Source organism: Paraburkholderia ferrariae NBRC 106233 (genome assembly GCF_000685035.1).
Taxonomy (GTDB): Bacteria; Pseudomonadota; Gammaproteobacteria; order Burkholderiales; family Burkholderiaceae; genus Paraburkholderia; species Paraburkholderia ferrariae.
Map to the genome: position 1 here is coordinate 1 of NZ_BAYB01000054.1, position 25,391 is coordinate 25,391.

The window sequence follows — 25,391 nt, forward strand, 5'->3', positions numbered from 1 at the left end:
CCGGCTCGGTGACTATCTGCTCGATCATAAGCCCCCTGTTTCTCCGCTCGATTTCCCATGAAAATCCGCAGCTCAGCCTGAGATTCGTGTGCAGTGGGCGGCAAAATCCAGCGCGCGGCAGATGAATCAGGCCTTTGCGGCCACAGTAGTTAACGCCGCAACCCTTTGCCACCCGAAAATTGCGGCTAACTGCCTGAATCAAAAAAACTTCCAGCAAATCTGGGCTTCCAGCTTACAACCCCAAAGTCGTTGTCGGCCGAACCGGCTCAGCGCGAACAACGTGCGTTGACTGCACGAATCGCGCTTGATTTTGACGGGCTGACGGTTCACATCGACTATCAGGTCGAGATCAACAAACACCGCCACAGCGTTCCGCATGAGCTGGTCGGCCTCAAGCTCGATGCGCGCATCACTGCCAGCGCCGTCGAACTGTTGCATCGCTCGCTGTGTCGCCAGCCACGCCCGTCACGATCGCGCGGGTGGCTACACCACCCGTAATTGAACCCATGCCGGCCGCACACCGCGCCCATCTCGAATGGACGCCACAACGGCTCATTCACTGGGGACTGCAGATTGGTGCGACAACCGGCGCGCTGGTTACCCGACTGCGGCAGGAGCAGCGTCATCCGGATGACGACAACCGCAATTGCAGTAATTTCTGTAAAAGACCCAATGCCGACCGCTAGCGTGTAAACGCAGTGTGATGCGTGCAGTCCAAGTCCATTAAGGATGGGACGGCTCAAGACATTTCAGGCGGGACTTTGCCATCATCGCCGGGGGCGGAGCTAGCCTCTCATCAGACAGCCCAAAATTCGAAGCTTCAAAACCTGAGCGTTTGCTCCAAATGGCGATCATTCACCTCTTGGGGAAGATGAGTCCACCGACAGCGGTCGGCTCGGCATGCTGAAACGTGTTCGCCGTGGATCGCACGGCGACGGAATTAAGGTCCCTGCCAATGCGCTCATCAGGGTGTGGAAGCTGATCGCAACCATTGCTTGAACTCAAGATACGCGACGATAAAGCGAGATCGATAGGGTTCGGAATGCGCGAAATGTCGATTCGAAAGCACTGCGCTTCGATAGATCTTCACCGTGGTGTGAACCCATTCGATAGCTGCCGGCAATCCGTCACGCGCGATGAGAAACTCGATACGTGAACGTTCTTCGATTGGTTCATCTCGTGATGCACGTTGAATTGCCACCTCAGCCCTCCTGCACGATCACAATGCATCAATCAGATAATTCTGCGTGCAAGCATGGTGCGGATCTCCCCGATTGCTTTTGCCGGATTCAGTCCTTTGGGGCAAACGTCCGTGCAGTTCAGTATCGTGCGACATCGGAACAGTCGGTACGGGTCATCGAGATTATCCAGCCGCGCGGCAGTTCCTTCGTCGCGGGAATCAACCAGAAAGCGATAAGCCTGTAGCAAGCCCGCTGGGCCGACGTATTTATCCGGGTTCCACCAGTACGAAGGACACGCGCTCGAGCAACATGCGCACAGGATGCATTCATAGAGGCCGTCGAGTTGATCGCGTTCCTCCGGCGACTGGAGCCGCTCTCGCTCTGGGGGCGGGGTATCGTTGATCAGGTACGGCGTGATCGAATGGTACTGCTTGAAAAATGCAGTCATATCGACGATCAGATCGCGTACGACTGGTAAACCGGGTAACGGTCGCAACACCGTGTGGCTGGGTAGATCGTTGAGATTGGTCGTGCAGGCGAGACCGTTCTTGCCATTGATGTTCATAGCGTCAGAGCCGCATACCCCCTCGCGACAGGAACGCCGGAAGCTGAGCGTCTCGTCCTGCGCTTTGAGGCGAATTAGTACATCCAGTAGCATCCGGTCATTCACCGTCCTTTCTATCTTAAAGACCTGCGAATGAGGCGTGGCATCCTTGTCTGGATCGTATCGGTAGATCTCGAATGTTTTTGCATCACTCATAACGTCTCTCCAATCGGGTGGCAGGCTGCGCAACACCGGACAGTTGGCCGACGTTGCTTTTGCGTCGATCTGCTACTCGCCATAGCATGCTTAGACGGCTATCAGCCGTGGAGCGAACATCTCGCAAAAATCATCGCATGCATCGTAATCCAGTTGCTGCCATCGTCAGCCCACACAGCAACTGTGATCGAAATCGTCCGCCTCGCTGCGGGCTCCGGTTTGACCGCCACCCAGATCAAGGTAGCTGCCCTGCGCTATCTATCACTGTATATCATACTGTGATATTGTCAGCGGATTTATCTGGTAGTGATGCCATCAATTACTGGCATGACCGGTAGAAATGACACTGCTCGCAGTCCGGACAGCCATGCAAGGGCAATCGGATCAAAGCAGTCACAGGTTTCATTCTTCAGACAGGCACGAAAGGACATCTCGCAAGACAACGGCCTGGTTATGATTCTCGTCCTTTGCGCCGTAGATGAGTGAGATCGAACGGCCACCTGAATCGCTCAAAAGGCGTCGCATCCGTTCCTGCTGCTCCTCAGAAGCAAGCTCGCTTCGGTAGCGCTGCTCGAATGCTTCCCATCGCTTCGGATCGTGGCCGAACCATTTGCGCAATGCTGTACTGGGTGCGAGGTCGAACGCCCATTGATCGAGGGCAAGCACAGCCTTGCTGCGACCTCGAGGCCAAACCCGGTCTACGAGGACACGATAGCCATCCTCCGGTGTCGGATCCTCGTATGCTCGTCTGATGAATATCTGCAATTTCTCGCGATTCGCCCGCTGCATATCGTGCTCCTTCCAGTTTAGCTTGCCGGCTCCGCTTCAGGCGCCAGAATCGCTTCAACTCTTGCGCGCAACACCGGAAGCAATTCCTTTTCGAACACAGATGCCGTTGAAACCAGGCTTGGTTGCGTGGTGACGGATGAGGCAATGGCATCACGGCCGGCCCATATTCTGCCCACGTGCCAACTGTTTCGGTCAGGGACCGCTTGCGGCAGCCACCGAGAAAATGGCGTTGCGCATACTGGCCGATCAACAGCGTCAGCTGGACGTGCTCCAGCTTTTCCAGGAGGCTGTCTAGCCAGAGCTGCGCACATTCGCGGCGCGGCGGTTTATCGCCACCGTTACCCCGCCCTGGATAACAAAACCCCATCGGGATGATTGCGAACCGCGACTCGTCATAAAACGAAGGAACATCGATTCCAAGCCCATTGCGCAGTCGATCGCCGCTTGCGTCGTTCCACGGAATGCCGGACGCGTGCACGCGGGCGCCGGGCGCCTGCCCAACAATGAGAATCCGCGCGTCGGCTCTCGCCCGCAGGACTGGGCGAGGGCCGAGTGGCAGATGCTCTGCGCACACGCGACAAGCACGCACCTCACTCAAAAGTACATCGAGAGAGGGGTATTGGCGCTTATTCACTGTGCAGGCAGCTCACTTCGAGATCGTAGTCATGGCTATTGCGTCTCGCCTGCCGCGATTCCCGGCATGTCCCGCGGATCCAGAAGAACGACGGTTACAAGCAGCGACGAATTCGTCATGGCGGTGAGTTCATGCCGGGCGCCGCCCGCCAGATAAATGAGGTCACCGACACGAAGGCGTCGAAGTGCATCGCCGATACCAATGTTTACTTCGCCTTCGAGACACTGCACCGTGATCGGTCCGTCTACCGCATGCGCAGGCATCCGCTTGCCGGCCGGCAGAACGATCCGCATGACCTCGAGGTGCTTTTCCTTGAACAACGCCGTGGTCGGCGTCTGTTCAAGCAGCGCGGCCAGCGGCAGCACACTCGCGACTCCTCCAGACGAAAGATGCGATATAGCCATACAACTTCTCCTTGATACGTACGCCGGCTCCGTCCACATCGATGCGGGTCCCCAGCCAGTCCGTTTTCAGTTTCATGGCAGCGTCCCGGGCATCGCCACTGGATTGCCCCACGGAACAGTAACCCTCGATCTCCCGGCAAATGGTTCAGTTTCTTCGCGTTCCCGTGTTCCCACATGGTCATACCGCTCGGCGCGCGAACATCGATCGGACCTGCCCGATCGCATCAACCGGATTGAGGTTTTTCGGGCAAATGTCCGTACGGTTCAGAATAGTGTGACAACGAAACAGACAACACGGGTTCTCCAGATTGTCGAGGCGGGCGCTAGTGGTCATGTCGCGTGAGACGACGATGAACCAGTATGCACGCAGAAGCCCGGCCGGACCGCCATACCTGCCAGGATTCCCCCAGAATTACGGCCTCGCCGACGAACAGCATTCGTACAGGCCATCCAGCTGATCGCGCTCCGCCGGGCTCTGCAGGTGCTCGCGCCCCGGCGGCGGGGTATCGTTGATCAGGTACGGCATCACGGAAGGATACCGCTTGAGGAGCGATATCATGATCGACGATCAGGTCCAGGCTCACGGGCAGGCCCGGTAGCAGCCGAAGAATGATTCGCGACGGCAACTCTTTCATGTTGGTCTGGCACACGAGCCGGTTGGCGCCATTGATGTTGATGGCACTGGATCCGCGGATGCCGTCGCGGCACGAGCGCGGCAGCGAAATCGACTCGTCGACCGATTTCAGCCTGACCAGCACGTCCAGCACCATGCGATCGTTCCGATCGATGTCAACCACGAAGCGCTGCACATAGGGCAGGACATCCTTGTCCGGGTCGTAGCGACAAATTCCGATGACACGTTCGGCGATCACGGAAAGCCCCCCTTCATGGTTCTGCCCGCTGGCCGACCGTGCGGCCCACGGTCAGACAACATGGTTCGGCCACGCCGTTCAGAGATTGCCTCCGCCGCAGCCGCAGCCCGCCTCGCTTGCAATCACGCGATGGAGCTGCGCGAACCGCTCGTCCACCGGCGTCTGGAGCAGTGGATCTGGCTGACCGTACACGTCGAGTAACGCGAGCGCGCGAAAATCATCCCCGTCAAGGTGCCGCACTGCCGCTGGAAACAGAATCGCCTCCTCGACGTCCATATTGCGCTGCAGCAGTTGCGCGTACTCGCGAATATGGATCTCGACGAGTTCCTGTGACATGTTTTCCTCACGCACCGCCGCCTCGAGATCCTGCAGGAGTTCGAGGCCCTGCCTGAACAGTGTCGCATGCTGAGCCTCGACTTCATGGCCGAAGCTCGCCGGCAACGCCTGCTTCGCCAGCAGGAGTTCGACGATGCGGTCCTCGAGCATGTGATGGCTGACGTCTGGAAAGCGCGTCAGGTAGTAAAGCGCGTCTACGAGAAGCGCGATGTCCGGTGCGCACGGGGCGGCACGCAATGACATCTCCCCGCCAAGGAGCCGCACCAGTCTTTTCAGCGTGACGTGCTCTGCCAGTAACCGTTCAATGAGCGTGGGCATCGGGTGTCTCCCCGGGATCCTGTTGCGCAGCGATCGTGTCGAGCGCCAGCGCCGAATGGGCATACGCGGCACCCGCTCGCATTTCGGCCGCGACCCAGATTGCCTCCATGATCTCCTGTCCAGTCGCGCCACTTTTCATGGCCGCCGCGGTGTGGCCGCGTATGCAGTAGGGGCATTGCGTGACGTGCGCGACCGCCACGGCGATCAGTTGTTTTGTCCTGGCCGGCAGTGCGCCGTCGGCGAACACGCTTTCGCTGAACGCCTTGAAGGCGGCCAGCGGTTGGGGCGCGAGCTCCTTGCGTTTTCTCGCGATGGCAGCGCCCGTTGCAGGATAGAGAGATTTGTCCATGATTCAGCTCCCAAAAACCATTCAGGGAAACGGCCGCGTCGCCTGCGGGCAGGCGCAGCCGATGACGAACCGTCACCGGATCGCGGAACCCGACCACGAGTGACTGGCCGCGACGCACCATTAGCGTTCGACTAACTTGACGTCGTATCCGGCGTCAGCGAACGCAACCAGAAACTCTTCGGCAAACAGCCATGAGTCAACTTTTACGGTCCTCGCATCGACATCAACGTCGACCTTTGCATCTGGTTCGACTGTGCGCATGGCCCGGGTAAGGACAGCCGCATCGTTGTCCCCCTTCATCTGCCCGACTCTGAACATCATGTCCTGCTCCGTCAATCGGTGAATTCAGACGCTGCGTGACTGCCGTTATGCCCCGTAGCAGTCAGCACCATGGTTCCCAGCCTTCCGGCAGAGAACACCCGTACCCGACGAATGCGAATGCCAGGGAAGCGTCTCTGGCACTCGCGGACTTCCAATGATCTGTTGCGATATGCTGTACATCATAACGTGATCTATTGGGGAATACACCTGGATTTCAGGTGAATTTCGTTGCAATCCAGATTGAGCAGGCGCGTTAGCTGAGTCATTGATCTGCATCAATCCGACCATGCCATTAATGGCTTTTCATACTACGATGGGATGGGAGGATGGCGCAGCGTGCACGATTCAACCTCGACGCTGTCTGCCACTCGCGAAGGCATGTTGCGATTCCTCAGGGGCGCATATTTGGGAGACCATGTTGAGGATTACAGAACCTGTCACGGACCCGCGACCAACAGCCGATTTGGGTCTTCCCGTTCTGCGCCTGGGCTTCCGACCGTTCTATCTCAGCGGTGCACTTTTTGGCTTTATTGCAGTAGCGCTCTGGCTGATCGCGTTGCGTGGCTACCCGATCGCAGGCTCTTCGCCTGCCATGAATGGTGTGCTCTGGCACGCTCACGAAATGATCTTCGGCTTCATCGCCGCGATCGTGGTGGGATTTCTGCTTACTGCCGTGCGTGCCTGGACAACCCTCGAAACGCCACGAGGCGTAGCGCTCGCGGGACTGTGGCTTCTGTGGGTAGCGGGACGCGTGCTGGTCTGGACAGGCCCGGAACCCATCGCAGCCATCGTCGATTGCACCTTCCTTCCGGTTGTCGCGATTGTGCTGTTACGGGTGCTGATCACGGCACGCAACCGCCACAACATTTTCCTGCCCGTGGCACTGGGACTCTTTGGTTTGCTGAACGTCTGTTTTCACTGGTGGGTGTGGCAGGAGCGTCCCGACCTTGCAATACGGGCGTCTTACGCAGCAATCGGACTCGTGGTGATGTTCGTCACCGTCATTTCGGGCCGCGTGGTACCGATGTTTACCACGAACGCCATTCCCGGATTCCGGATGACGCGCTGGAAGGTGATCGAGAAACTCGCGGTGCCGACTGTCATATTGGCATTTGTTGCGGATGCAGCAAATGCCGCGCCGTGGTTCGTCGTGGTATGCGCCTGCGCCGCCGCGACCGTCCATGGAATCAGAATCACCGGATGGCATTCGTGGCGAGTAGGGCCCCGGCCGATTCTCTGGATCCTGCATGTCGCCTATGCGTGGATTCCGATCGGTTTTGCGTTGCTTGCCCTGGCGTCCGCAGGCGCCGTCCCGCATTCGCTTGCGATTCATGCCCTGACGATCGGAGCGATAGGGTGCGCCATTATCGCGATGATTACCCGCACCGCGCTTGGACACACCGGGCGCCCGCTCGTTGCGGGACGAGCCGAGATAGCGAGTTACTGGCTGATGATCGCCGCGGCAATCGTGCGAGTTTTCGGCCCCTGGTTCGCCAGCGGCGCGACAGCTATCTGGATCGACATAGCCGGCATATGCTGGTCTGCCGCATTAATCGTCTACCTGGTCAAATACGTGCCCTACCTGAGCGCGTCCCGTATCGATGGCAAAGCAGGCTGACAGCTTAACGCTATGCAGAGGCAAGTTAGGTATGCGGCGAATTCTGGGGATTGTTGTTATGCAACGTGCATGAAGAGCGTGCCGGGCGTGGTCGAAAAAAATTGTCCCCGTTCCAGAGACCACAAGAATCCAGACGTAGGCTTTCCAAATTTCAATCTATCGGCGAGTGTCATGAAAACAATCAGAGTGCCCACAATTCTGGACAACCCGCGTAGACTTCGAGCATCGAGCGCCATGGAGTCGATCAGATGAGCCACTTTATCGATCGCCTGAAGTACTTCTCCACGTCGAGGCCAACCTTCTCCGAAGGCCATGGGATGACAACCCATGAAGACCGTGGATGGGAGGACGCCTACCGGCAACGTTGGCAGCATGACAAGATCGCGCGCTCGACCCACGGCGTCAACTGCACAGGTTCGTGTTCGTGGAAGATTTATGTCAAGAGCGGCATCGTCACCTGGGAAACCCAGCAGACCGATTATCCCCGCACCCGTCCTGATATGCCGAATCACGAACCGCGTGGGTGTGCTCGCGGCGCGTCCTATTCGTGGTATCTCTACAGCGCCAATCGCCTTAAATATCCGCTGATCCGAAGCGCACTGCTCAGACAATGGCGCGAAAAGCGCCTGACGCTCGCGCCGGTGGAAGCGTGGAGCGCGATCGTGAATGACCAGGAAGCCCGCGCTTCGTATACGCGTCGCCGCGGCTTGGGTGGGTTCGTTCGCTCAAGCTGGGATGAAGTGAACGAAATGATTGCGGCCGCAAACATCCATACCATCAAACGACATGGCCCGGACCGCGTCATCGGGTTCTCACCAATACCCGCAATGTCGATGGTGTCCTATGCGGCAGGCAGCCGCTATCTGTCATTGATCGGTGGCGTGAGTCTGAGCTTCTACGACTGGTACTGTGATTTGCCGCCCGCGTCGCCGCAGACGTGGGGCGAACAGACCGACGTTCCAGAATCGGCCGACTGGTACAACTCCAGCTTCATCATGTTGTGGGGGTCGAACGTGCCGCAAACGCGCACCCCCGACGCGCACTTCATGACCGAGGTACGCTATCGCGGCGCAAAGATCGTATCGATCTTTCCCGATTACGCCGAGGGCGCGAAGTTCGGCGACATCTGGCTGCATCCCAAGCAAGGCACGGATGCAGCGCTCGGTCTCGCGATGGGTCACGTCGTGCTGAAAGAGTTTCACGTCGCAGGCAAGAGCGAATATTTCTCGGACTACTGCCGACGTTATACCGACATGCCGCTGCTCGTGCGCATCGTCAAACAGGGCGAGCACTATGTGCCCGAACGACTCCTGAGAGCAGACGAGCTCGATGATGCATCCGGCCAGGAAAACAACGCCGCCTGGAAAACTGTTGCCTTCGACGAATTGAGCGGCAAGCGTGTCACGCCAATCGGATCGATCGGCTTTCGCTGGGGACAAAAGGAAGGTGGCGACGCCGGCAAATGGAATCTGAAAGAAGAGGATGTCCACGGCAATCCGATCCGTCCGGTCATGTCGTTCGTGGAGAAACACGACGAGACGATCGAGGTCGCCTTCCCCTATTTCGGCAACGTCGAACATACTCACTTCACGCACACCGGCCATGCGAGTGTATTGCCGCGCCGCATTGGCGTACGCAAGATCGCCACCCGCGCCGGTGAAGTTCTGGTTGCCACAGTCTACGACCTGTTCGTCGCCAACTATGGCGTGGACCAGGGACTCGGCGGCCCGAACGTCGCGGCCGATTTCGACGATGACGTACCGTACACGCCCGCGTGGCAGGAGAAGATTACTGGTGTCAAACGGCACGATGTCATCGCCGTTGCGCGCGAATTCGCCGATAACGCCCAAAAGACCGAGGGCAAGTCGATGGTGATCGTCGGTGCCGGTTTGAACCACTGGTTCAATATGGATATGAGCTACCGCTCGATCATCAATCTGCTCGTCATGTGCGGTTGCGTCGGCAAATCCGGCGGTGGCTGGTCTCACTACGTCGGCCAGGAAAAGCTCCGGCCGCAAACCGGCTGGCTGCCGCTGGCATTCGCGACTGATTGGTACAGGCCCGCGCGCGTCATGAACGGCACGTCGCTTTTCTATGCGCATACCGATCAATGGCGCTACGAAACGATGAAAGTCACAGAACTGCTATCGCCCCTCACCGATGGCAGCGGGTTCGCCGACAGCCCGATCGACTATAACGTCCGTGCCGAACGGATGGGCTGGTTGCCGTCCGCGCCACAGTTCAGGACCAATCCGCTCGAACTCGGCCGGGCATCAGTCGGCGCCGACCCCGCCGCTTATGTTGCGAAGGGTCTGAAGGATGGCTCGCTTGAGATGTCGTGCGGAGATCCCGACGCAGCGGAAAATTTTCCGAGAAACCTGTTTGTCTGGCGCTCGAACCTGCTGGGATCGTCGGGCAAGGGACATGAGTACTTCCTCAAGCATCTGCTCGGTGCCGAGCATGGTGTGCAGGGAAAGGATCTGGGCGCAAGCGCCGGCATCCTGCCCAAAGAGGTGAAGTGGCACGAGAAAGCGCCCGAGGGCAAACTCGATCTCGTCGTCACGCTCGACTTCAGAATGTCCACCACCTGCCTGTATTCGGACATCGTGCTGCCGACCGCCACGTGGTACGAGAAGGACGATATGAACACGTCCGACATGCACCCGTTCATCCACCCGCTGTCGGCGGCCGTCGACCCAGCGTGGCAATCCAGAAGCGACTGGGAAATCTATAAAGGCATCGCGCAAAAGTTCTCTGAACTGGCCGAAGGCCATCTCGGCGTGGAGCGCGACATTGTGATGTCACCGCTCCAACACGACAGCGCCGGCGAAATCGCCCAGACCGACGGCATTGCCGACTGGGGTCACGACGAATGCGATCCGGTTCCCGGAAAAACGATGGGAAGCATTGCGGTCGTCGAACGGGACTATCCCAATACCTGGCGCAAGTTTACCTCGCTCGGACCGCTGCTCGACTCGCTCGGCAACGGCGGCAAAGGCATTACCTGGCAAACCGGCGAGGAAATCGAACAGCTTCGAGAATTGAATTATCCGGTTGCTGACGCGGGCGTTTCGCACGGGCGACCACAGATTCTTTCGGCGATCAACGCAGCCGAAGTGATCCTGTCGCTGGCCCCGGAAACCAACGGTGCCGTCGCGCTTAAAGCATGGCAAGCGTTGTCGGCGCTCACGGGTACCGATCACACGCATCTCTCGCGCGCTCGCGAGGACGAAAAAATCCGGTTCCGGGATATTCAGGCGCAGCCGCGCAAGATCATTTCGTCGCCGACGTGGAGCGGGATCGAATCCGAACATGTGTCCTATAGCGCAAGCTACACGAATGTTCATGAGCTGATTCCCTGGCGCACCCTGTCCGGGCGCCAACAGCTGTATCAGGATCACGTGTGGATGCGCGACTTTGGCGAGTCGCTGTGTGTCTACAAGCCGCCGATCGACACGCGCAGCACCACCGGCATGGCCGGCAGCCACTCAAACGGAAACGCGGAGATCGCGCTGAATTTCCTCACCCCTCATCAGAAGTGGGGCATTCACAGCACCTACACCGACAACCTGTTGATGCTGACGCTGTCGCGCGGGGGCCCGATCGTCTGGATCTCCGAGACCGATGCCAGGAAGATCGGCGTGGTCGATAACGACTGGATTGAGGCGTTCAATCTGAACGGTGCGCTAACCGCGCGCGCAGTGGTCAGCCAACGCATTCCGGTAGGCGCCGTGATGATGTATCACGCGCAGGAAAAGATCATCAATACACCGGGCTCAGAAGTCTCCGGGGTCCGCGGCATTCACAATTCTGTCACGCGCATCATGCCGAAACCGACCCACATGATCGGTGGCTATGCGCAGCTCTCATACGGTTTCAACTATTACGGCACTGTCGGCTCCAATCGCGACGAATTCGTGATCGTCCGCAAAATGAAAACGATCGACTGGAAGGATGAGTCGACACCCGCGTCGGTGCTGTCGGCGGCCGAAGCTGCGCGTCATCAGCACACACTCGCTCACGGCGCGCCGACACTTGCGATGGCCGATGATGAGACTGGAGAGAAGCCATGAAAATCCGCGCGCAGATCGGTATGGTGATGAATCTGGACAAATGCATCGGTTGCCATACCTGCTCCGTCACCTGCAAGAACGTCTGGACCTCGCGCGAGGGCATGGAGTACGCGTGGTTCAACAATGTCGAAACGAAACCAGGCGTCGGTTATCCGAAGGACTGGGAAAACCAGGATCGCTGGAACGGCGGATGGAAACGCAAGACGAATGGCAGGATCGAGCTTCGTGCCGGCAGTAAGTGGCGTGTGCTCGCCAATATCTTCGGCAACCCGAACCTGCCGGAGATCGACGATTACTACGAGCCGTTCACCTTTGATTACGCGCATCTGCACGATGCACCCGACGTTAAGGTCGGGCCGGTCGCTCGACCGCGTTCGCTGATCACCGGCGAGCGTCTGGAGAAAATCCAGTGGGGCCCGAACTGGGAAGAAATTCTTGGCGGAGAGTTCGAAAAGCGTAAGCAGGACTACAACTTCGATCAGGTGCAGACCGACATCTATGGGGAGTTCGAGAACACCTTCATGATGTACCTGCCGCGACTCTGCGAGCACTGCCTGAATCCCGCGTGCGTGGCGTCCTGCCCCTCCGGCGCGATCTACAAGCGCGAGGAAGACGGCATCGTTCTGATCGACCAGGACAAGTGCCGCGGCTGGCGGATGTGCGTGTCCGGGTGTCCTTACAAGAAGATCTATTACAACTGGCAAAGCGGCAAGTCGGAGAAGTGCATTTTCTGCTATCCGCGTATCGAGGCGGGTCAGCCGACCGTGTGTTCGGAAACCTGCGTCGGCCGGATACGCTATCTCGGCGTGCTGCTGTACGACGCCGACCGGATCGAAGAAGCCGCATCGGTCAAGGACCCACAGGATCTGTACGAAGCGCAGCTGTCGATCTTCCTGGATCCGAACGACCCGGCCGTGCGTGAACAGGCGGCTCGCGACGGCGTGCCGGAGAACTGGCTCGAAGCGGCGCGTCATTCCCCGGTGTACAAGATGGCGATGGAGTGGAAGATCGCTTTTCCGCTTCACCCCGAATACCGCACCTTGCCGATGGTCTGGTACGTCCCGCCGCTGTCGCCGATCAACTCGGCCACCAATGACGGTCGGCTCGGCATGAAAGGCTTGCTGCCCGACGTCGATTCGCTGCGCATCCCGCTGCGCTATCTGGCCAATCTGCTCACAGCCGGTCGCGAAGCGCCGGTTCGGCTTGCCCTCAAGCGAATGCTGGCGATGCGAGCGTTCATGCGCGAGCGCCATGTCGAACGTCGCGAGAGCCCGGAATTGCTCAGCGAAGTCGATCTGACCAGCGCGCAAGTCGATGAGATGTACCGATATCTGGCGATTGCCAACTACGAAGATCGATTCGTGATTCCGACGGCTCACCGCGAATATGCAGAGGATGCCTTCGACCTGCGCGCATCGTGCGGTTTCTCGTTCGGTAACGGGTGTTCCGACGGCACCACGGAAACCAGCCTGTTCGGTGGACGCAAGGGCATCAACAAGGCACGCAAAACTATTCCCATTCGCGCGGCGGGTGAATAAATGGAAGACAACCGTCTGATTTTCAGCATGTTGGGCGCGCTGCTGGACTATCCCGATCAAACTCTTATCGCAGCACTCGACGAGATTCGCGCTGCGCTGGCCGGGCACGCCCGCTTGCCGTCCGACACACGCGTAGCCTTGATTGAACTGGTCGACCGACTGTCGGCGCGGCCGCTGCTGGATCTGCAGGAAGACTACGTCGAAATCTTCGACCGCGGCCGGGCCACTTCGCTCTATCTGTTTGAACACGTCCACGGCGAGTCGCGCGAACGTGGGCAGGCGATGGTGGATCTGCTCGCCATGTACGAAGCGAAGGGCCTGTTTCTCGGCGCTGGTGAATTACCCGACTACCTGCCGGTTTTTCTCGAGTTTCTGTCTCACGAAACGCCTGCGCAAGCGCATGCGCTGCTTGGCGAAATTGCCGATATCAGCCGGCAGATTGCGACCAGCCTGGCCGAGCGCGGAACGCCGTATTTCGCAGCCGTTGCGGCATTGTTGCCACTCGCCGGCGAGGCACCGCTGGCGAACGCGAACACGACCGTGAGCGACGCCGCCACGACGCGCGAGATCGATGCCGAAGCGCTCGATCGCGAGTGGCAGGAGGAGCCCGTGAGCTTCCTGGGTGCACAAGCGCCTTTATCCACGGCGCCCCAACCAATCCAGTTTTACGACAAAAGACCGTCACGTTAGCCGGAAACGGCGGAGTTCCGTGCTCACATTCCGCGCATTACCGAACAGGATCCTGGCTGGAGAAACCTCATGAGTCAGCACTTCGTCAACGCACTGCTGTTTGGCATCTACCCCTACGTGTGTCTCGCGATCTGGTTGCTCGGCAGCCTGATCCGTTTCGACCGCGAGCAGTACACCTGGAAGAGCGATTCGTCGCAACTGCTCAGACGCCGTCAACTGCGCCTGGGAAGCAATCTGTTCCACGTCGGCGTATTGATTGTGATCGGCGGCCACTTCGCCGGGTTCCTTGCGCCTCACTGGATGGTGTCGCCATTCCTGAACGCCTCCCAGCATCAATGGCTCGCGGTGATGGCAGGCGGCATCGCGGGCATCGTCGCGATCGTCGGCCTGTCGATCCTGCTGTACCGACGCCTGTCCGATCCGCGCATTCGCATCAATAGCGCTCATGCGGACATTCTGGTGCTGGTAATTCTGTGGCTGCAACTCGCGCTTGGACTGGCCACCATTCCGCTGTCCCTGGCTCATATGGACGGCGCGATGTTCGAGACCCTGAGTGACTATGTGAAAGGCGTCGTCACGTTTCAACCCGGCACCGCGGACCTCATCATCCAGGCGCCGCTCGTCTACAAAATCCATATCGCGCTCGGCTTCACGATTTTCCTCATTTCCCCGTTCACCCGCCTCGTCCATATCTGGAGCGGCATGGCCACGCTGGGTTTCCTGGTTCGGCCCCACCAGATCGTCCGTAAGCGCTAACTCGAGGAATCTTTTATGTCGGCAAACGACGATCTCTCACCAACACTCGCCACCATCGACGTACTTAGCGTCAATGGTGCCGTGATCGAAGCCGCCGCCATTGCAGCGGAGTCCGCATTGCACGCGGATGAGCCCGATCCGGACCACGCCGCGCGACGGACTCTGGTCGTGCGTGAACTGCTGGCCCAGCGCGCCGTTGCAACAGGGCTGCTTGCGAACGGCGCCGATCTTGACGATGGGACCGTTGACCGTCTGCTGGAACTGGAGTGCACGACGCCGGTCCCGTCCGCCGAAGAATGCCAGCGCTACTACGCAGCGAACATGCAGAAATTCCGCAGTCCGGACCTGGTCTTCGCGCGCCACATCCTCTTTGCGTTGACCGAAAAGGCAGCGATGACGCGGGTCCGCGCCCGCGCCGAAGAAGCGCACCGCGAGCTCGCGCAGCATCACGACCGGTTCGACGCGCTCGCCCGAACGTTATCCAATTGTCCGTCCGGGCAGGTCGGCGGGAATCTGGGGCAGTTGACCCGTGGCGAGAGCGTGCCGGAATTCGAGGCGGCAATTTTCGGCAGCCAGCACATCGGCCTGCTACCGGGGCTCGTCAATACGCGCTATGGCTTTCATATTGTCTGGGTGGAGCGTCGCATTGCGGGTGAGTCCCTTCCGTTCGAAGCGGTGCAAATGACCATCGAACGCTATCTCGCCGAGCATGTCCGGCACAAGTCGATTCAGCAATATTTGACTCTGCTCGCATCCAGCGCCGAACTGCGTGGCATTGCGCTGGACGTGCGTCCGGGCCTGTTGTTGCAATAGCGATTTGTCATAGTGTTTACAGGGAATCGGCATCTGTATTTGGTGTGCTCCCATCCCCCTGCACCGATCAATAACGCCCGTATGTAGACGCCATCCTTGTTGTCCTGCCCTGGAGTCGTCATGAGTTCACAAAGAAGTCCCATATTGGTTCTATGTGTCACGACTTTGGCATTTCTGGTCTGCTTCGTCGTCTGGATGATGTTCGGCGTACTCGGCATTGGGCTGCGAACCGAGCTTGGACTGAACAGTACGGAATTCGGTATGCTGACGGCCACGCCGGTTCTGACCGGCGCACTACTGCGCGTCCCGCTGGGCATCTGGACCGACCGTTTTGGTGGTCGCGTGGTGATGACGCTATTGCTGGTCCTCTGCGCCATCCCCGTATTCCTGATCGCATACGCGACGGCGTTCTGGCAGTTCCTCGCGATCGGCTTGTGTCTCGGTGCGGTTGGCGCATCGTTCGCTGTGGGTACGCCGTATGTCGCGCGGTTCTTCCCGCCCGAAAAACGTGGCTTTGCCATGGGATTCTTTGGCGCCGGTACGGTCGGCGCCGCCGTGAACCTGTTCATCACGCCTTCGCTGCAGGCTGCCTGGGGCTGGCGAGCTGTCCCGAAAATCTATGCTCTCGCCCTCCTCGTCACTGCGCTGGTGTTCTGGCTGGGCTCCGCGACCGACCCGGGCGCAGGTAAATCGTCGGGGCCATGGTACAAGCAGTTTCAGGTTCTGAAGAACCCCAAGATATGGAAGTACTGCCAGTACTACTCGATCTGCTTTGGTGGTTTCACCGCGTTATCACTGTGGATCCCACAATATCTGAAGGGTGAATTCGGCTTTTCGGTCGTCACCGCCGCGGCGTTAGCCGCCGGCTTTTCGCTGCCCGGATCGGTATTGCGCGCGCTGGGTGGCACCCTGTCCGACCGCTTCGGTGCGCATAAGGTGACGTGGTGGGGATTGTGGGTTGCGTGGGTATGTCTATTCCTGTTGTCGTACCCGGATACCTCTTTCGTGGTGAGCACGATCGACGGCCCGCGCAGCTTTCACATCCATCTGGGCGTCCCGGCTTTCGTCGGACTTCTATTCATTCTCGGCGTGGTATTCGCGTTCGGTATGGCGTCGACGTTCAAGTACGTCGCCGACGACTTTCCTGAGCAAATGGGCGTCGTCACCGGTATCGTTGGACTGGCCGGCGGACTGGGCGGCTTCCTGCTACCGATCCTTTTCGGCGTAATTCTTGACTGGCTTGGTGTTCGCTCGAGTTGCTTCATGTTCCTGTACGGCATCGTCTGGGTGTCGCTGATTCTGCTGTATCAATCCAGCGTGCGACAGGTCCGCATCGACGGAACAGCCCAAGAAGTGACTGAATGAACAGCCGACGTAATGTGCCCTCCCGACACGACACCACATGGACGATTGATGATGAGTATCTCGAGTTTTGATGAGCTGATTCGGGTCGCGCGGCAACAACCCGAACCTCAGCGTCTGTTATTCGTATTTACCACGGTAGAGTTGCCCGATGACTGTACGCCCGAACAGCGGGCCCGCTTCCAGGCTGGTCAGGGTGGCGCGTTGACGCCACTCATGTGCGTGGACAAAACGCCAGAAGAAATCGGTACGTTTAGCGATCTGCTCGACGAATCGCGACAGGTTCTCCAGGAATGGGCGATCGTCTTTGTCGCGGCTCTCTCAGGTAGTAACGGGTGTGTGCCGCGGACTGAAGATGCCGAAGCGCCGTTGAACAGGATGGTGGAATCGATCAAGGCCGGGACTATCGGCATGTTTATTCCATTCGATGCGCACGGTCAACCAGTGCTATTTGGTCCGCCCTGAACAGATCCGTCACTGACTGCGATCGCCGCGCCAATGACGCGTTCCCCATCAAGCTTGGCCAAAGTGCAATGGAACGGTTGCTTCCGCTGCGCGATTGCGGAATCGCGGGATACCCTGCATGCCGAGCGGGGTCAGGCCGCGCCCGGGGAACTTACGACACAGGCGGCAGCGATGCCGGGACCTGGCGAGGAATGAGCATGAGCGACAAGCTGACAAACGATTGGGATCCGAGGTCCGATGACGTCTTGCGCGATCAGGCTGCGGCGTATGATGACATGCGGCACCGCTGTCCAGTCGCGCACAGTGACTACCTGAACTTATCCCTGTTCCGCCATGAAGATGTCATTCGCGTGCTCAACGATCCTGAAACGTTCAGCAGTGCGGTCTCGAGCTATCTCTCCGTGCCCAATGGCATGGATCCGCCTGAGCACACCCAGTACAGAAGCATTATCGAGCCATATTTCAGCCCGCAGCGGATGGTGGTCTTTGAACCGGTGTGCCGGGAGATTGCTGCCAGTCTGGTAAAGGGACTTTCGAGAGGCGACGAAGTCGAATTTATCGCCCGGTTCGCGCAGGACTTTGCGATGAACATCCAGTGCGCATTTCTGGGCTGGCCAGAGGAATTACGCACGCCGCTTCTTCGCTGGATCCGCAAAAACCGGGAAGCTACACTGACGGGCAACAGAATGGCTCTCGACCGGGTGGCCGTCGAATTTGATACCTACATCAAAGGTTTGCTGGTGCAACGACGGGAATCGGGCGTGGGCGCACCAGACGACATCACGACCAGCCTGTTGCGCGAGCGGATCGGGGACCGCCTGCTGCACGACGAGGAAATTGTCAGCATCCTGCGTAACTGGACCGTCGGCGAACTCGGGACGATTGCGGCGTGCGTGGGGATTCTCGTTCATTACCTCTCCGAGCATCCTGATGTCCAGCAACGGTTGCGGGAGCAGCCGTCGATACTGCCAAAGGCCATCGACGAAATACTCCGGATCCGCGCACCGCTCATCGCCAACCGCCGCATCAGTACCAGGCCGGCGGAAATCGGCGGACGCAATGTACCCGCCAGTCAGCGTATCACGCTGATCTGGGCATCCGGGAACCGGGACGAGACGGTTTTTGGAGACCCTGACGAATTCCGGCTCGATCGAGATCCGGCCAGTAACCTGCTATACGGTTCCGGAATTCATGAGTGTCCGGGTGCGCCACTCGCCCGGCTCGAACTGCGTATTGGCATCGAAGAACTGCTCGCACAAACTACCTGGATTGCGCTCGTCCCGGGCAGCCTTCCCATGAACGCTGTGTATCCAGCGGCTGGCTTTTCTGCGTTGCCATTGCGCATTGAGTGAATACCTTATTGCTTGACCAGGCCCCCGCTCAAAGTTCCACCGCCCTTGAAGCGCCCAGGAGTAACATCATGGAAGAAACGTGCCCGCTCGCTGAATGGATAATCGAACAGACGGCTGACGCCGTCATCTATGCCGACAGTTCCGGTGCCATCGCGCGCTGGAACCATGCTGCAGCAACGCTGTTCGGCTACAGTGTCGCGGAGGCGCTAGCAGGCTGCGGAAATACCCGAAGCAATCACGAGCGACTTTCCTCCCGAAGGGGAAGCTGGAGTCGCTTTTTCCACCATCCGGGAATTGATCGCCCGATTCCCGTCTCTGGTGGCTAGTCGGTGCCGTTTTTAGTCCCGATTTAGCTTATTGCGCCACCTGCGTACGGATTTGTCCCAAGGTGCGCATACGAACCAGGTTGTACGCCGCCATCGTCAGCACAAACATCTGATCCACTTTCTTCAGGCCGCGCACCATCACCTGACGCATGCCCCCAACGGTCTTGGCCCAGCCGAATCCCTGCTCGATCAGCTTGCGCTTTTGCTGTGAGACGGCGTAGCCCTCGCTTTGGGCAATCGCATCCGGCACCGCAGATTGGCGTCCTGAATTGTTCTGCGCCACATGCGGCGTGACCTTCATGTCCACGCAGGCTTCCACGAACTCCTGGGCGTCATAGCCCTTGTCAGCTCCGAGCGTGATCTCACGCGTCGGGTCATCGAGCGCCTGTCTGGCATCGTTAGTCATGGCCCTGGCGGCTTCGCGCTCGGCATAACCATCAGCGATCGTCACCACGGCACTGGCCACCAAGCCGTGGCGGTTGTCGCTCAAGGTATGGCCCATGTAGCGCAATTCACTGGCCGTGCCGCCTTTGCGAAAGAGTCGTGCATCAGCATCGGTCTTCGACTCATGGGTGTCGTTGCTGCGCTTCTCGCCTTTGAAGTTGCCCCCATCGCCATTGGCCTGGTCGTCATCATCACAGCGCACAAAGCTCTTATGGCCGGCCCAGGCCTGGATCAGCGTACCGTCAACGCTAAAGTGTTCGCCTGATAGCCAGGCCTTCTGCTGTGCGATGGCCAGCACCTCATTGAAGAACTCGATGACCGCGTCATGTTTAATCAGCCGCTCCCGGTTCTTGGTAAACACGCTCGGCACCCACACGCTGTCGTCCATCGACAGCCCGATGAACCAGCGAAACAGCAGGTTGTATTGGACCTGCTCCATCAACTGCCGCTCGGAGCGCACGCTGTACAGCACTTGCAATAACATCGCCCGCAGCAATTTCTCAGGCGCTACGCTCGGCCGGCCGCCTTTGACGTCAGCTTCATACATGCGGGCAAACAAGCCGTTCATCTTCTCCAACGCAGCGTTGGCCATCTTGCGAATCGCGCGCAGCGGGTGATCCGCTGGAACAAAGTCTTCCAGCTTACGCATCGTGAACAAACTCTCGGTGAAGGTGTCGGCGCCGCGCATCATTTCTCAGGGTAGTGGCTTCCTCTGCATAACGTTTCGTCCGACTCATCCGCTGACTTGCCGTCGTCGGTATTTCCGCAGCCTGCTAGGTCAGAATCTCGATCTGATCATCCCGGAACATCTGCGAGCCGCGCACTGGCGCGGCTTCGAAGCCGCGATGACAAGTGGTCGTACAAGACTGCATGGCCGCGCAACGTTGACCCGTGCGATCAGCAGGACAGGTCAGAAGCTTTACGTCGAAATGACGTTCGCGATGGTGAAGAATCACGAGGGTGAGGTGCTCGGCTCGGTTGCAATAGCCCGGGACGTTACCGCGCGTGTCGAGCAGGAAAAATCTGTTGCTCGCCACGGTGGCGAGAGATAGTGCTGGATGACGTCATCGGCGTCAGTCGCTTCGAACGAGGTAGATGTCTCAAGCCGCAACCGATCGCGTGTGCGGATCGTCAAGAAATTGCGACAATTGCCGATGCCGATGCCGATGCCGATGCCGATGCCGATCCCGATGCCGATCCCGATGCCACAGTCACATGCCACGTTACCGCGCATGTCCTTCTGACAGGTTGAGATGCGTTCGAGTCCGCTGTGATCGACCTCCAACTGAGCCAGGACCAACGCTGTATTGATTTCATCGACACCGGATCTCCGCGTTGACTCTTGAAAGCACATCAGGAGGTGTGAATTTCGCGCTTCGCCGGCAACCGGTCGTCGCGATTCGACGCAACGTGCAGAATCGATAAGGCGGAACAGTTGCCAGCTTCTGTGATCCCGCCTGCAGCAACAGATCTATGATGGTGTTCCCGCCGGCTCGATACACGTCGCCACGTTCGTCGTGACCGGCCAGGGTTCCGGATGGACAGCGGGGGGATCGCTTGCCGGGAAGCTCTCCGCTCCAGCCTCATCGATAAGGGCTTCGAGGTGATCTGCGCGCTGACGGGCAACGCGCTCAACTTCATGAGGGATTTGCATGGTGGGCCTCAATAATGCTCTCTACTGCGGTTAAGGTTTCACAAGGCATCTTTCGATGCCCGGCGCGTCGTTTTACAAAGCCGCACAACGAGAACTTCTCCCAACGGCGTCATCCGAGGTTTGACCCGGCATCTGCGACACCCGTCAATCTTTACCAGATTGCCGCTCAACAATGGCAGCAGGTCGGGCCGCTCGATGCTGACCTGTTCAGGGGCGTAAGCAACGAGCATGAGTGTGGCAATCTCGTGCGGCGTCAACATCGGGAAATTCGTGGCGCAAGTGCGAGACGCACCGCATTCCTGCACATTCCGGCTTGAAGGGCGTGCTTGCCCAACACGCTCGGTGTCGACATGTTTGACCTGCCGGGATGCGACGCCTTCGCCTTCGTAGTGAGTTTCCATCATTAACCTCCAGGCCAATGTTCCGTCAAGCGAGTCTCAGGCGCGTACCCGAATGCCTGCCCGTGTGGTTGGCCTCGAAAGGAAGCAGCGCCAACGTCTGTCGCCAGCTTCCTCAACCCGTCAATATCGAGAATCCGGAGATCCTTGCCGCACGCGTGGATCAACTGATGCCGCTGCAATTTCGTCAATGTCCGGCTGACGGTCTCGAGCTTCAGCCCGAGGTAGTAGCCGATTTCCTTGCGCGTCATCTTCAGCGTAAACGCATGAGCGGAGTAGCCGCGCGCTTCCCAGCGCCGCGACAGGTCGGCGAGAAAGGCGGCCACCCGCTCCTCGGCCGTCATGGTGCCTAGCAGCATCATGAGGGTGGACTCGCGCACGATTTCGGCACCCAGCATCTGGTGCACATGGTGCTGGATCGTCTTCACTTCCCGGCACAGGATCTCTAGCAGGTCGAACGGCATCACGCACACGGCACTGTCTTCCAGCGCGATCGCCTCGCAACTGTGGCTTCCGCTGGCAATGCCATCGATGCCGAGCGTGTCACCAAGGATGCCAAAGCCTGTGATCTGCTCGTGCCCTTCGCGATGCATGACCACGGTCTTGAACGAACCGGCGCGAACCGCATAGATGCTTCCGAACGTGTCGCCCGGCCGGTACAGGGCATGCCCGCGATGTACGGCGCGCACGCATTGCACGACATCGTTGAGCCGCTCGTGGGCCAGCGGGTCAATTGGGCTGCGGGTGCACAGTGCGGCCATTGCGCACGTCTTACAGCCGATGTTTGCCGTCCACCTCCCTTCATCGTCCGGCCGCGCGAGCGGTTCACCATAAGGGACAGGTGTGGAGCTTCTCTGGGGTACGGTTGTGGTCAACATGCTTTCCTCGGGCCATGAATATCCAGGTGACCGGTTGCGCAGGCGCAGCGGGTATTTCAGTCCGCAACCTTCACCGCGAAGTCAATTACGATGTTGCCTGGTTCGCGCGCGACGTATCCGATGCCGACGCGCGCCCCGAAGTGATGCTCGATCTGGGCCAGGAGCGGCAGTGGGTCGTGGTCGTTGACAAAGCGCATCACCTCGCCTGGCTCCAGCGCATCGAGCGCGCCGAAAATGGCCGCGTGGCGGAAACGTCTGGCAACGCCGCGCGCGTCGAAGACGTACGGCTGGGCAAGAACAGGAAGAACGTCTGCCGGATTTCGCATGATTGCTTCTCCTCAAAAGGTGGCCGCTCGAGGCCGTCACTGCGGTGTAATGGTGCGACGGGCCACCATGGCCGCGCTCAGCCGGGCCAGTTGCTGCCGCTCGAGGCACGCTTCGGCAAATGGAAAAATCCGACTCTCCTCGAGGGCAATGTGACCGCGGTAAGCTCCGACGAAGTCAGCGACCCAGACCTGTTCGAGCAGCCTTGTTTTCCCTTCGGCGATTTCGGCGAGCACGGTGCGCAAATGTGCCCACGACGCCTCCAGAGATCGATGCTCGTCAAGCAGGGATGCGATCCGTTCACCCACCGGTGAGCATTGACGCTGACTGATCTCTATCAGCATCGGAAAGAGATCCCGTTCCTCGTCGGCGTGGTGATGCGGCGCGGCAATGTCGAAATAGCGCATGATGTTTCTGGCTGCCTGCTGCGCCTGCGTATCCGCGCCGTGTGAAGGCAGGTGTGCCGCGAGCTTTTCCAGCGTCGCGCATTGCGCCGCAATGCGCTCATGACACGCCTTCAGCATTTCAACGGGTTCGTCGAAAGAAGGCGTGGGTTTGATCAGGAGGCTGTCAGACTTCATTTCGTGCTCACATCGTTTCGCTTCAGCCCGCCTTGCCGTCGAGTCGCGGACGTGTCAGCCAGGTCCAGTATTGACGTGCGTACAGTGCAAATGTCACGCACCAGCACAGGCCGGCGGCATCGATCCACCCGGCACTCCAGTGACCCGCGAGCAACGGGCCGAAAACGCGCAGGACAGCGGCGGCAATCACGAGGCAGTAACAGGCCATCTCAGTTGACCCGGCGACAAGTGTGCGGCCGGTATGTCCGAGCGCGGTCCACGTAATCATGGTGATGATCGCGCCTCCGAGCACACCGACGGTGAAGGCGTGGAGCGCAATGGAATGCGGCACCAGTCCGACGGCGCTCAGCATCAGCATGCCGAAGCCGAGTGGAACCCAAGCGTAGGTAGCGTGAAGAATGGAGAGGATGGGCCGGCAGCCGACCTTCCACGAACGCCATCCCGCAAGCCGGATGCCATGGATCACCGCCGTCGCGCCTGCCGCACTGCCGACAGGCCACGCGCTCGCGCCCAGCGCGTCGGGCGCAAAAGCCAGCAGCGGCAACGGCACGACCAGCGCTTCAATTGCGCGCCAGCGCCTGCATACGTAGCCGGGTACAGCATTAGCCGTGAACACCGGTGTGACGCGACCCGCGATGATGGTGACGAGCGTCACCAGCAGTCCAACGGCGGCGTCAGCAGAGCGCAATGCCAGATCGGCCCGTCCCTGCAATACCCAGGCGTGAAACAGGATGTTCATCAGGCCGAGCATGCCCAGCACGACGGGTACAAAGATATTGTGGCGGTTGCGTGCCGGGAGGAGCACGCGTAGCAGGATGATCATCAGGACGGGCAGAAACGCCGAATCCACGATCGCGACCAGCGGCTCCGGGCCAAACCATACCGCGATGCGCCCCGCGAGCCACAGAAGCCATAACAGGGCCAACGGCGCGCCGGATGGTGTTTCGAGCGAGGTCCAGGCCCGCACCGCCGTCAGCAGAAAGCCTGCGACGACGGCTGCGGCAAACCCGAAGATCATCTCGTGCGTATGCCACAGGATGCCGTTGAATGACGTCATCCGGCCTGCCGGCACAAAACCATGCAGCGCGCCAGGCCAGACCAGCATGGCGAGCATCCCGAACAGCGCGCCAGCGAGATAAAACGGCCGGAAGCCGAGCCTCAGGACGGGCAGATCCGATGCCGGAGTCACAAAAGAAGAGCGGTGCGGGAGATGCGTTTTCATGACCGGACTCCTGCCCGGCGGCCCGTAGCGCCATGCGCGCGCGACACGGCCACTGGCACCAGTTCGCGACGGTCGGCCACGCCTAGGACCGACGCCGCCACGGTGGGCGCTGCAATGGCCTCCCGCAACGTCATCGTGTCAAGTTCATGGAGGAAGGCATCGACCGCCCGGTACAGCCTGCGCCTGAGGTTGCAGGCCGGAAAAATCGCGCAGCCGTGCGCGACGCTCATGTCATGGCAACGCACGACGGAAAAATCCTTCTCGGCGACGCGCACGATTTCACCCACGGAAATCTCCCCGGGCGCGCGCGCCAGACGGGCGCCACCGGCCCGGCCGCGAGTCGTCTCGATGAGACCGACCTGACTGAGTTCGTGAACGATTTTCGTCAGGTGGTTGCGCGAGATCCCATAGGCCGCCGCGATTTCGTCGATCGTTGCAACGTCACCATCCGGGTACTTCAGAGCGAGGTACATCATCACCCGAAGCGTGTAATCGGTGTAGACGGTGAGGTGCATGATGGCTCCATCCTTGAAGCGGCCTGCTGGGAGCTAGGCGCGGGGCCAGTCAACTTCGATTCGCGCTTAACATGCATTTACAATACATCATTAAAACCGGATTCACAATGACACCGGGCCGTTGATTTCATTGACCATCGAGCGATCCGCGCTGATCTCTGGATGACCTCGCGCGCCCGCGCCACCGCCGTTCCGAGGTGACCGGCCATTTGAAGCGTTGTCTACGTTGTCATCGTGCGACCAATTGACCCAGATCGAATTCGGGTGTGGGCCTCTGTGCTAAAACATACATAGGAAATGCATTTTAGCCACCCGGCAAGCGCGGCGCTGGGCATCCACCTCTTCTTGGTGGCCTCGAAAGGAGCGCGTCATGCGATTGACGACCCGGCGTGCATCTCAATGCCTCAACTCACGCGTC

The 25,391-nt window shown here is 59.4% G+C and carries 28 protein-coding genes and 2 pseudogenes; 12 read left to right on the forward strand and 18 right to left on the reverse strand.

Annotation, left to right across the window (positions count from 1 at the left end; translation table 11 throughout):
• From BFE01S_RS45480 to BFE01S_RS34500, 11 genes and pseudogenes are all read right to left on the reverse strand, one after another.
• Window positions 1–202 (reverse strand): hypothetical protein (locus tag BFE01S_RS45480; protein ID WP_218002933.1); only part of this gene is annotated, 202 nt, incomplete at its 3' end.
• Complete coding sequence (locus BFE01S_RS45250) at window positions 199–438, reverse strand: hypothetical protein (protein ID WP_028229403.1); 240 nt, start codon at window positions 436–438, stop codon at window positions 199–201. The genes BFE01S_RS45480 and BFE01S_RS45250, both read right to left, overlap by 4 nt.
• Before the next feature lie 526 nt (window positions 439–964).
• Window positions 965–1,201: a hypothetical protein gene (locus tag BFE01S_RS43700; RefSeq protein WP_245621270.1), complete on the reverse strand. Its 237-nt coding sequence runs from the start codon at window positions 1,199–1,201 to the stop codon at window positions 965–967.
• Between the two features lie 32 nt (window positions 1,202–1,233).
• Window positions 1,234–1,941, reverse strand: a complete 708-nt coding sequence (locus tag BFE01S_RS34465; RefSeq protein WP_028229404.1) for a succinate dehydrogenase iron-sulfur subunit — start codon at window positions 1,939–1,941, stop codon at window positions 1,234–1,236.
• A 402-nt stretch (window positions 1,942–2,343) separates the two neighbouring features.
• Window positions 2,344–2,730, reverse strand: a complete 387-nt coding sequence (locus tag BFE01S_RS34470; RefSeq protein WP_028229405.1) for a DUF488 domain-containing protein — start codon at window positions 2,728–2,730, stop codon at window positions 2,344–2,346.
• A gap of 17 nt (window positions 2,731–2,747) precedes the next feature.
• A pseudogene (locus BFE01S_RS43705) lies at window positions 2,748–3,364 on the reverse strand (uracil-DNA glycosylase family protein).
• Between the two features lie 35 nt (window positions 3,365–3,399).
• Entirely contained in the window at window positions 3,400–3,768 is a 369-nt protein-coding gene (locus BFE01S_RS41430) for a cupin domain-containing protein (protein WP_042339737.1), read from the reverse strand.
• Between the two features lie 178 nt (window positions 3,769–3,946).
• Window positions 3,947–4,637: pseudogene (gene sdhB, locus BFE01S_RS41435) on the reverse strand (succinate dehydrogenase iron-sulfur subunit).
• Window positions 4,638–4,718: 81 nt separating this feature from the next.
• Window positions 4,719–5,294: a hemerythrin domain-containing protein gene (locus BFE01S_RS34490; RefSeq protein ID WP_028229407.1), complete on the reverse strand. Its 576-nt coding sequence runs from the start codon at window positions 5,292–5,294 to the stop codon at window positions 4,719–4,721.
• Window positions 5,278–5,643: a carboxymuconolactone decarboxylase family protein gene (locus BFE01S_RS34495; RefSeq protein WP_042339739.1), complete on the reverse strand. Its 366-nt coding sequence runs from the start codon at window positions 5,641–5,643 to the stop codon at window positions 5,278–5,280. Before BFE01S_RS34495 ends, BFE01S_RS34490 begins: the two co-directional genes overlap by 17 nt.
• 120 nt (window positions 5,644–5,763) lie before the next feature.
• Window positions 5,764–5,964 carry a heavy-metal-associated domain-containing protein gene (locus BFE01S_RS34500; RefSeq protein ID WP_028229409.1) on the reverse strand — a complete coding sequence of 67 codons (201 nt, stop codon included), beginning with the start codon at window positions 5,962–5,964 and terminating at the stop codon, window positions 5,764–5,766.
• 415 nt (window positions 5,965–6,379) lie between these two features.
• On the opposite strand from BFE01S_RS34500, the gene BFE01S_RS34505 reads away from it, so the two are divergent.
• The 10 genes from BFE01S_RS34505 to BFE01S_RS43710 all read left to right on the forward strand — a co-directional run bounded on the left by BFE01S_RS34505 (window position 6,380) and on the right by BFE01S_RS43710 (window position 18,957).
• Window positions 6,380–7,582, forward strand: coding sequence for an NnrS family protein (locus BFE01S_RS34505; protein WP_028229410.1), 1,203 nt, complete (start codon window positions 6,380–6,382; stop codon window positions 7,580–7,582).
• Between the two features lie 248 nt (window positions 7,583–7,830).
• A complete protein-coding gene (locus tag BFE01S_RS41440) occupies window positions 7,831–11,655 on the forward strand; it encodes a nitrate reductase subunit alpha (RefSeq protein WP_084170406.1) in 3,825 nt (1,274 codons plus the stop codon).
• Window positions 11,652–13,193 (forward strand): nitrate reductase subunit beta, encoded by a 1,542-nt coding sequence (narH, locus tag BFE01S_RS34515; RefSeq protein ID WP_028229411.1) that lies wholly within the window; start codon window positions 11,652–11,654, stop codon window positions 13,191–13,193. Before BFE01S_RS41440 ends, narH begins: the two co-directional genes overlap by 4 nt.
• Complete coding sequence (gene narJ / locus BFE01S_RS34520; RefSeq protein WP_042339742.1) at window positions 13,194–13,883, forward strand: nitrate reductase molybdenum cofactor assembly chaperone; 690 nt, start codon at window positions 13,194–13,196, stop codon at window positions 13,881–13,883.
• Between the two features lie 69 nt (window positions 13,884–13,952).
• Complete coding sequence (gene narI / locus BFE01S_RS34525) at window positions 13,953–14,639, forward strand: respiratory nitrate reductase subunit gamma (protein WP_028229413.1); 687 nt, start codon at window positions 13,953–13,955, stop codon at window positions 14,637–14,639.
• A gap of 15 nt (window positions 14,640–14,654) precedes the next feature.
• Window positions 14,655–15,452: a peptidylprolyl isomerase gene (locus BFE01S_RS34530; protein ID WP_028229414.1), complete on the forward strand. Its 798-nt coding sequence runs from the start codon at window positions 14,655–14,657 to the stop codon at window positions 15,450–15,452.
• Window positions 15,453–15,572: 120 nt separating this feature from the next.
• The gene (locus BFE01S_RS34535; protein WP_028229415.1) at window positions 15,573–16,817 is read left to right on the forward strand and encodes an MFS transporter; all 1,245 of its coding nucleotides are present in this window, start codon (window positions 15,573–15,575) and stop codon (window positions 16,815–16,817) included.
• A gap of 51 nt (window positions 16,818–16,868) precedes the next feature.
• A complete protein-coding gene (locus BFE01S_RS34540; protein ID WP_028229416.1) occupies window positions 16,869–17,279 on the forward strand; it encodes a hypothetical protein in 411 nt (136 codons plus the stop codon).
• A 197-nt stretch (window positions 17,280–17,476) separates the two neighbouring features.
• A complete protein-coding gene (locus BFE01S_RS34545; protein ID WP_028229417.1) occupies window positions 17,477–18,631 on the forward strand; it encodes a cytochrome P450 in 1,155 nt (384 codons plus the stop codon).
• 68 nt (window positions 18,632–18,699) lie between these two features.
• Window positions 18,700–18,957, forward strand: coding sequence for a PAS domain-containing protein (locus BFE01S_RS43710; protein WP_084170407.1), 258 nt, complete (start codon window positions 18,700–18,702; stop codon window positions 18,955–18,957).
• Between the two features lie 28 nt (window positions 18,958–18,985).
• Here BFE01S_RS43710 and BFE01S_RS34550 read toward each other — a convergent pair whose 3' ends face one another.
• Window positions 18,986–20,089 (reverse strand): IS5 family transposase, encoded by a 1,104-nt coding sequence (locus tag BFE01S_RS34550; RefSeq protein ID WP_028229418.1) that lies wholly within the window; start codon window positions 20,087–20,089, stop codon window positions 18,986–18,988.
• Here BFE01S_RS34550 and BFE01S_RS43715 point away from each other — a divergent pair.
• The gene (locus BFE01S_RS43715; protein WP_245621271.1) at window positions 20,052–20,453 is read left to right on the forward strand and encodes a PAS domain S-box protein; all 402 of its coding nucleotides are present in this window, start codon (window positions 20,052–20,054) and stop codon (window positions 20,451–20,453) included. The two genes, BFE01S_RS34550 and BFE01S_RS43715, sit on opposite strands and share 38 nt — an antisense overlap.
• Window positions 20,453–20,653, forward strand: a complete 201-nt coding sequence (locus BFE01S_RS44850) for a hypothetical protein (protein WP_156967265.1) — start codon at window positions 20,453–20,455, stop codon at window positions 20,651–20,653. The genes BFE01S_RS43715 and BFE01S_RS44850 overlap by 1 nt, the downstream gene beginning before the upstream one ends.
• 440 nt (window positions 20,654–21,093) lie before the next feature.
• On the opposite strand, the gene BFE01S_RS44855 is transcribed toward BFE01S_RS44850, so the two are convergent.
• From BFE01S_RS44855 to BFE01S_RS34590, 6 genes are read right to left on the reverse strand one after another with little or no spacing between them, the layout of a single operon-like run.
• Window positions 21,094–21,459 carry a hypothetical protein gene (locus BFE01S_RS44855; RefSeq protein WP_169742702.1) on the reverse strand — a complete coding sequence of 122 codons (366 nt, stop codon included), beginning with the start codon at window positions 21,457–21,459 and terminating at the stop codon, window positions 21,094–21,096.
• Entirely contained in the window at window positions 21,459–22,331 is an 873-nt protein-coding gene (locus BFE01S_RS34570; protein WP_028229421.1) for a helix-turn-helix domain-containing protein, read from the reverse strand. Before BFE01S_RS34570 ends, BFE01S_RS44855 begins: the two co-directional genes overlap by 1 nt.
• Window positions 22,332–22,387: 56 nt before the next feature.
• On the reverse strand, window positions 22,388–22,657 hold the full coding sequence (locus BFE01S_RS34575; protein ID WP_028229422.1) for a DUF2249 domain-containing protein: 270 nt from the start codon (window positions 22,655–22,657) through the stop codon (window positions 22,388–22,390).
• 36 nt (window positions 22,658–22,693) lie between these two features.
• Window positions 22,694–23,236 (reverse strand): hemerythrin domain-containing protein, encoded by a 543-nt coding sequence (locus BFE01S_RS34580; RefSeq protein ID WP_028229423.1) that lies wholly within the window; start codon window positions 23,234–23,236, stop codon window positions 22,694–22,696.
• Between the two features lie 22 nt (window positions 23,237–23,258).
• Window positions 23,259–24,458, reverse strand: coding sequence for an NnrS family protein (locus BFE01S_RS34585; protein ID WP_042339751.1), 1,200 nt, complete (start codon window positions 24,456–24,458; stop codon window positions 23,259–23,261).
• Window positions 24,455–24,973, reverse strand: coding sequence for an Rrf2 family transcriptional regulator (locus BFE01S_RS34590; protein WP_028229425.1), 519 nt, complete (start codon window positions 24,971–24,973; stop codon window positions 24,455–24,457). Before BFE01S_RS34590 ends, BFE01S_RS34585 begins: the two co-directional genes overlap by 4 nt.
• Window positions 24,974–25,391: the final 418 nt, after the last annotated feature.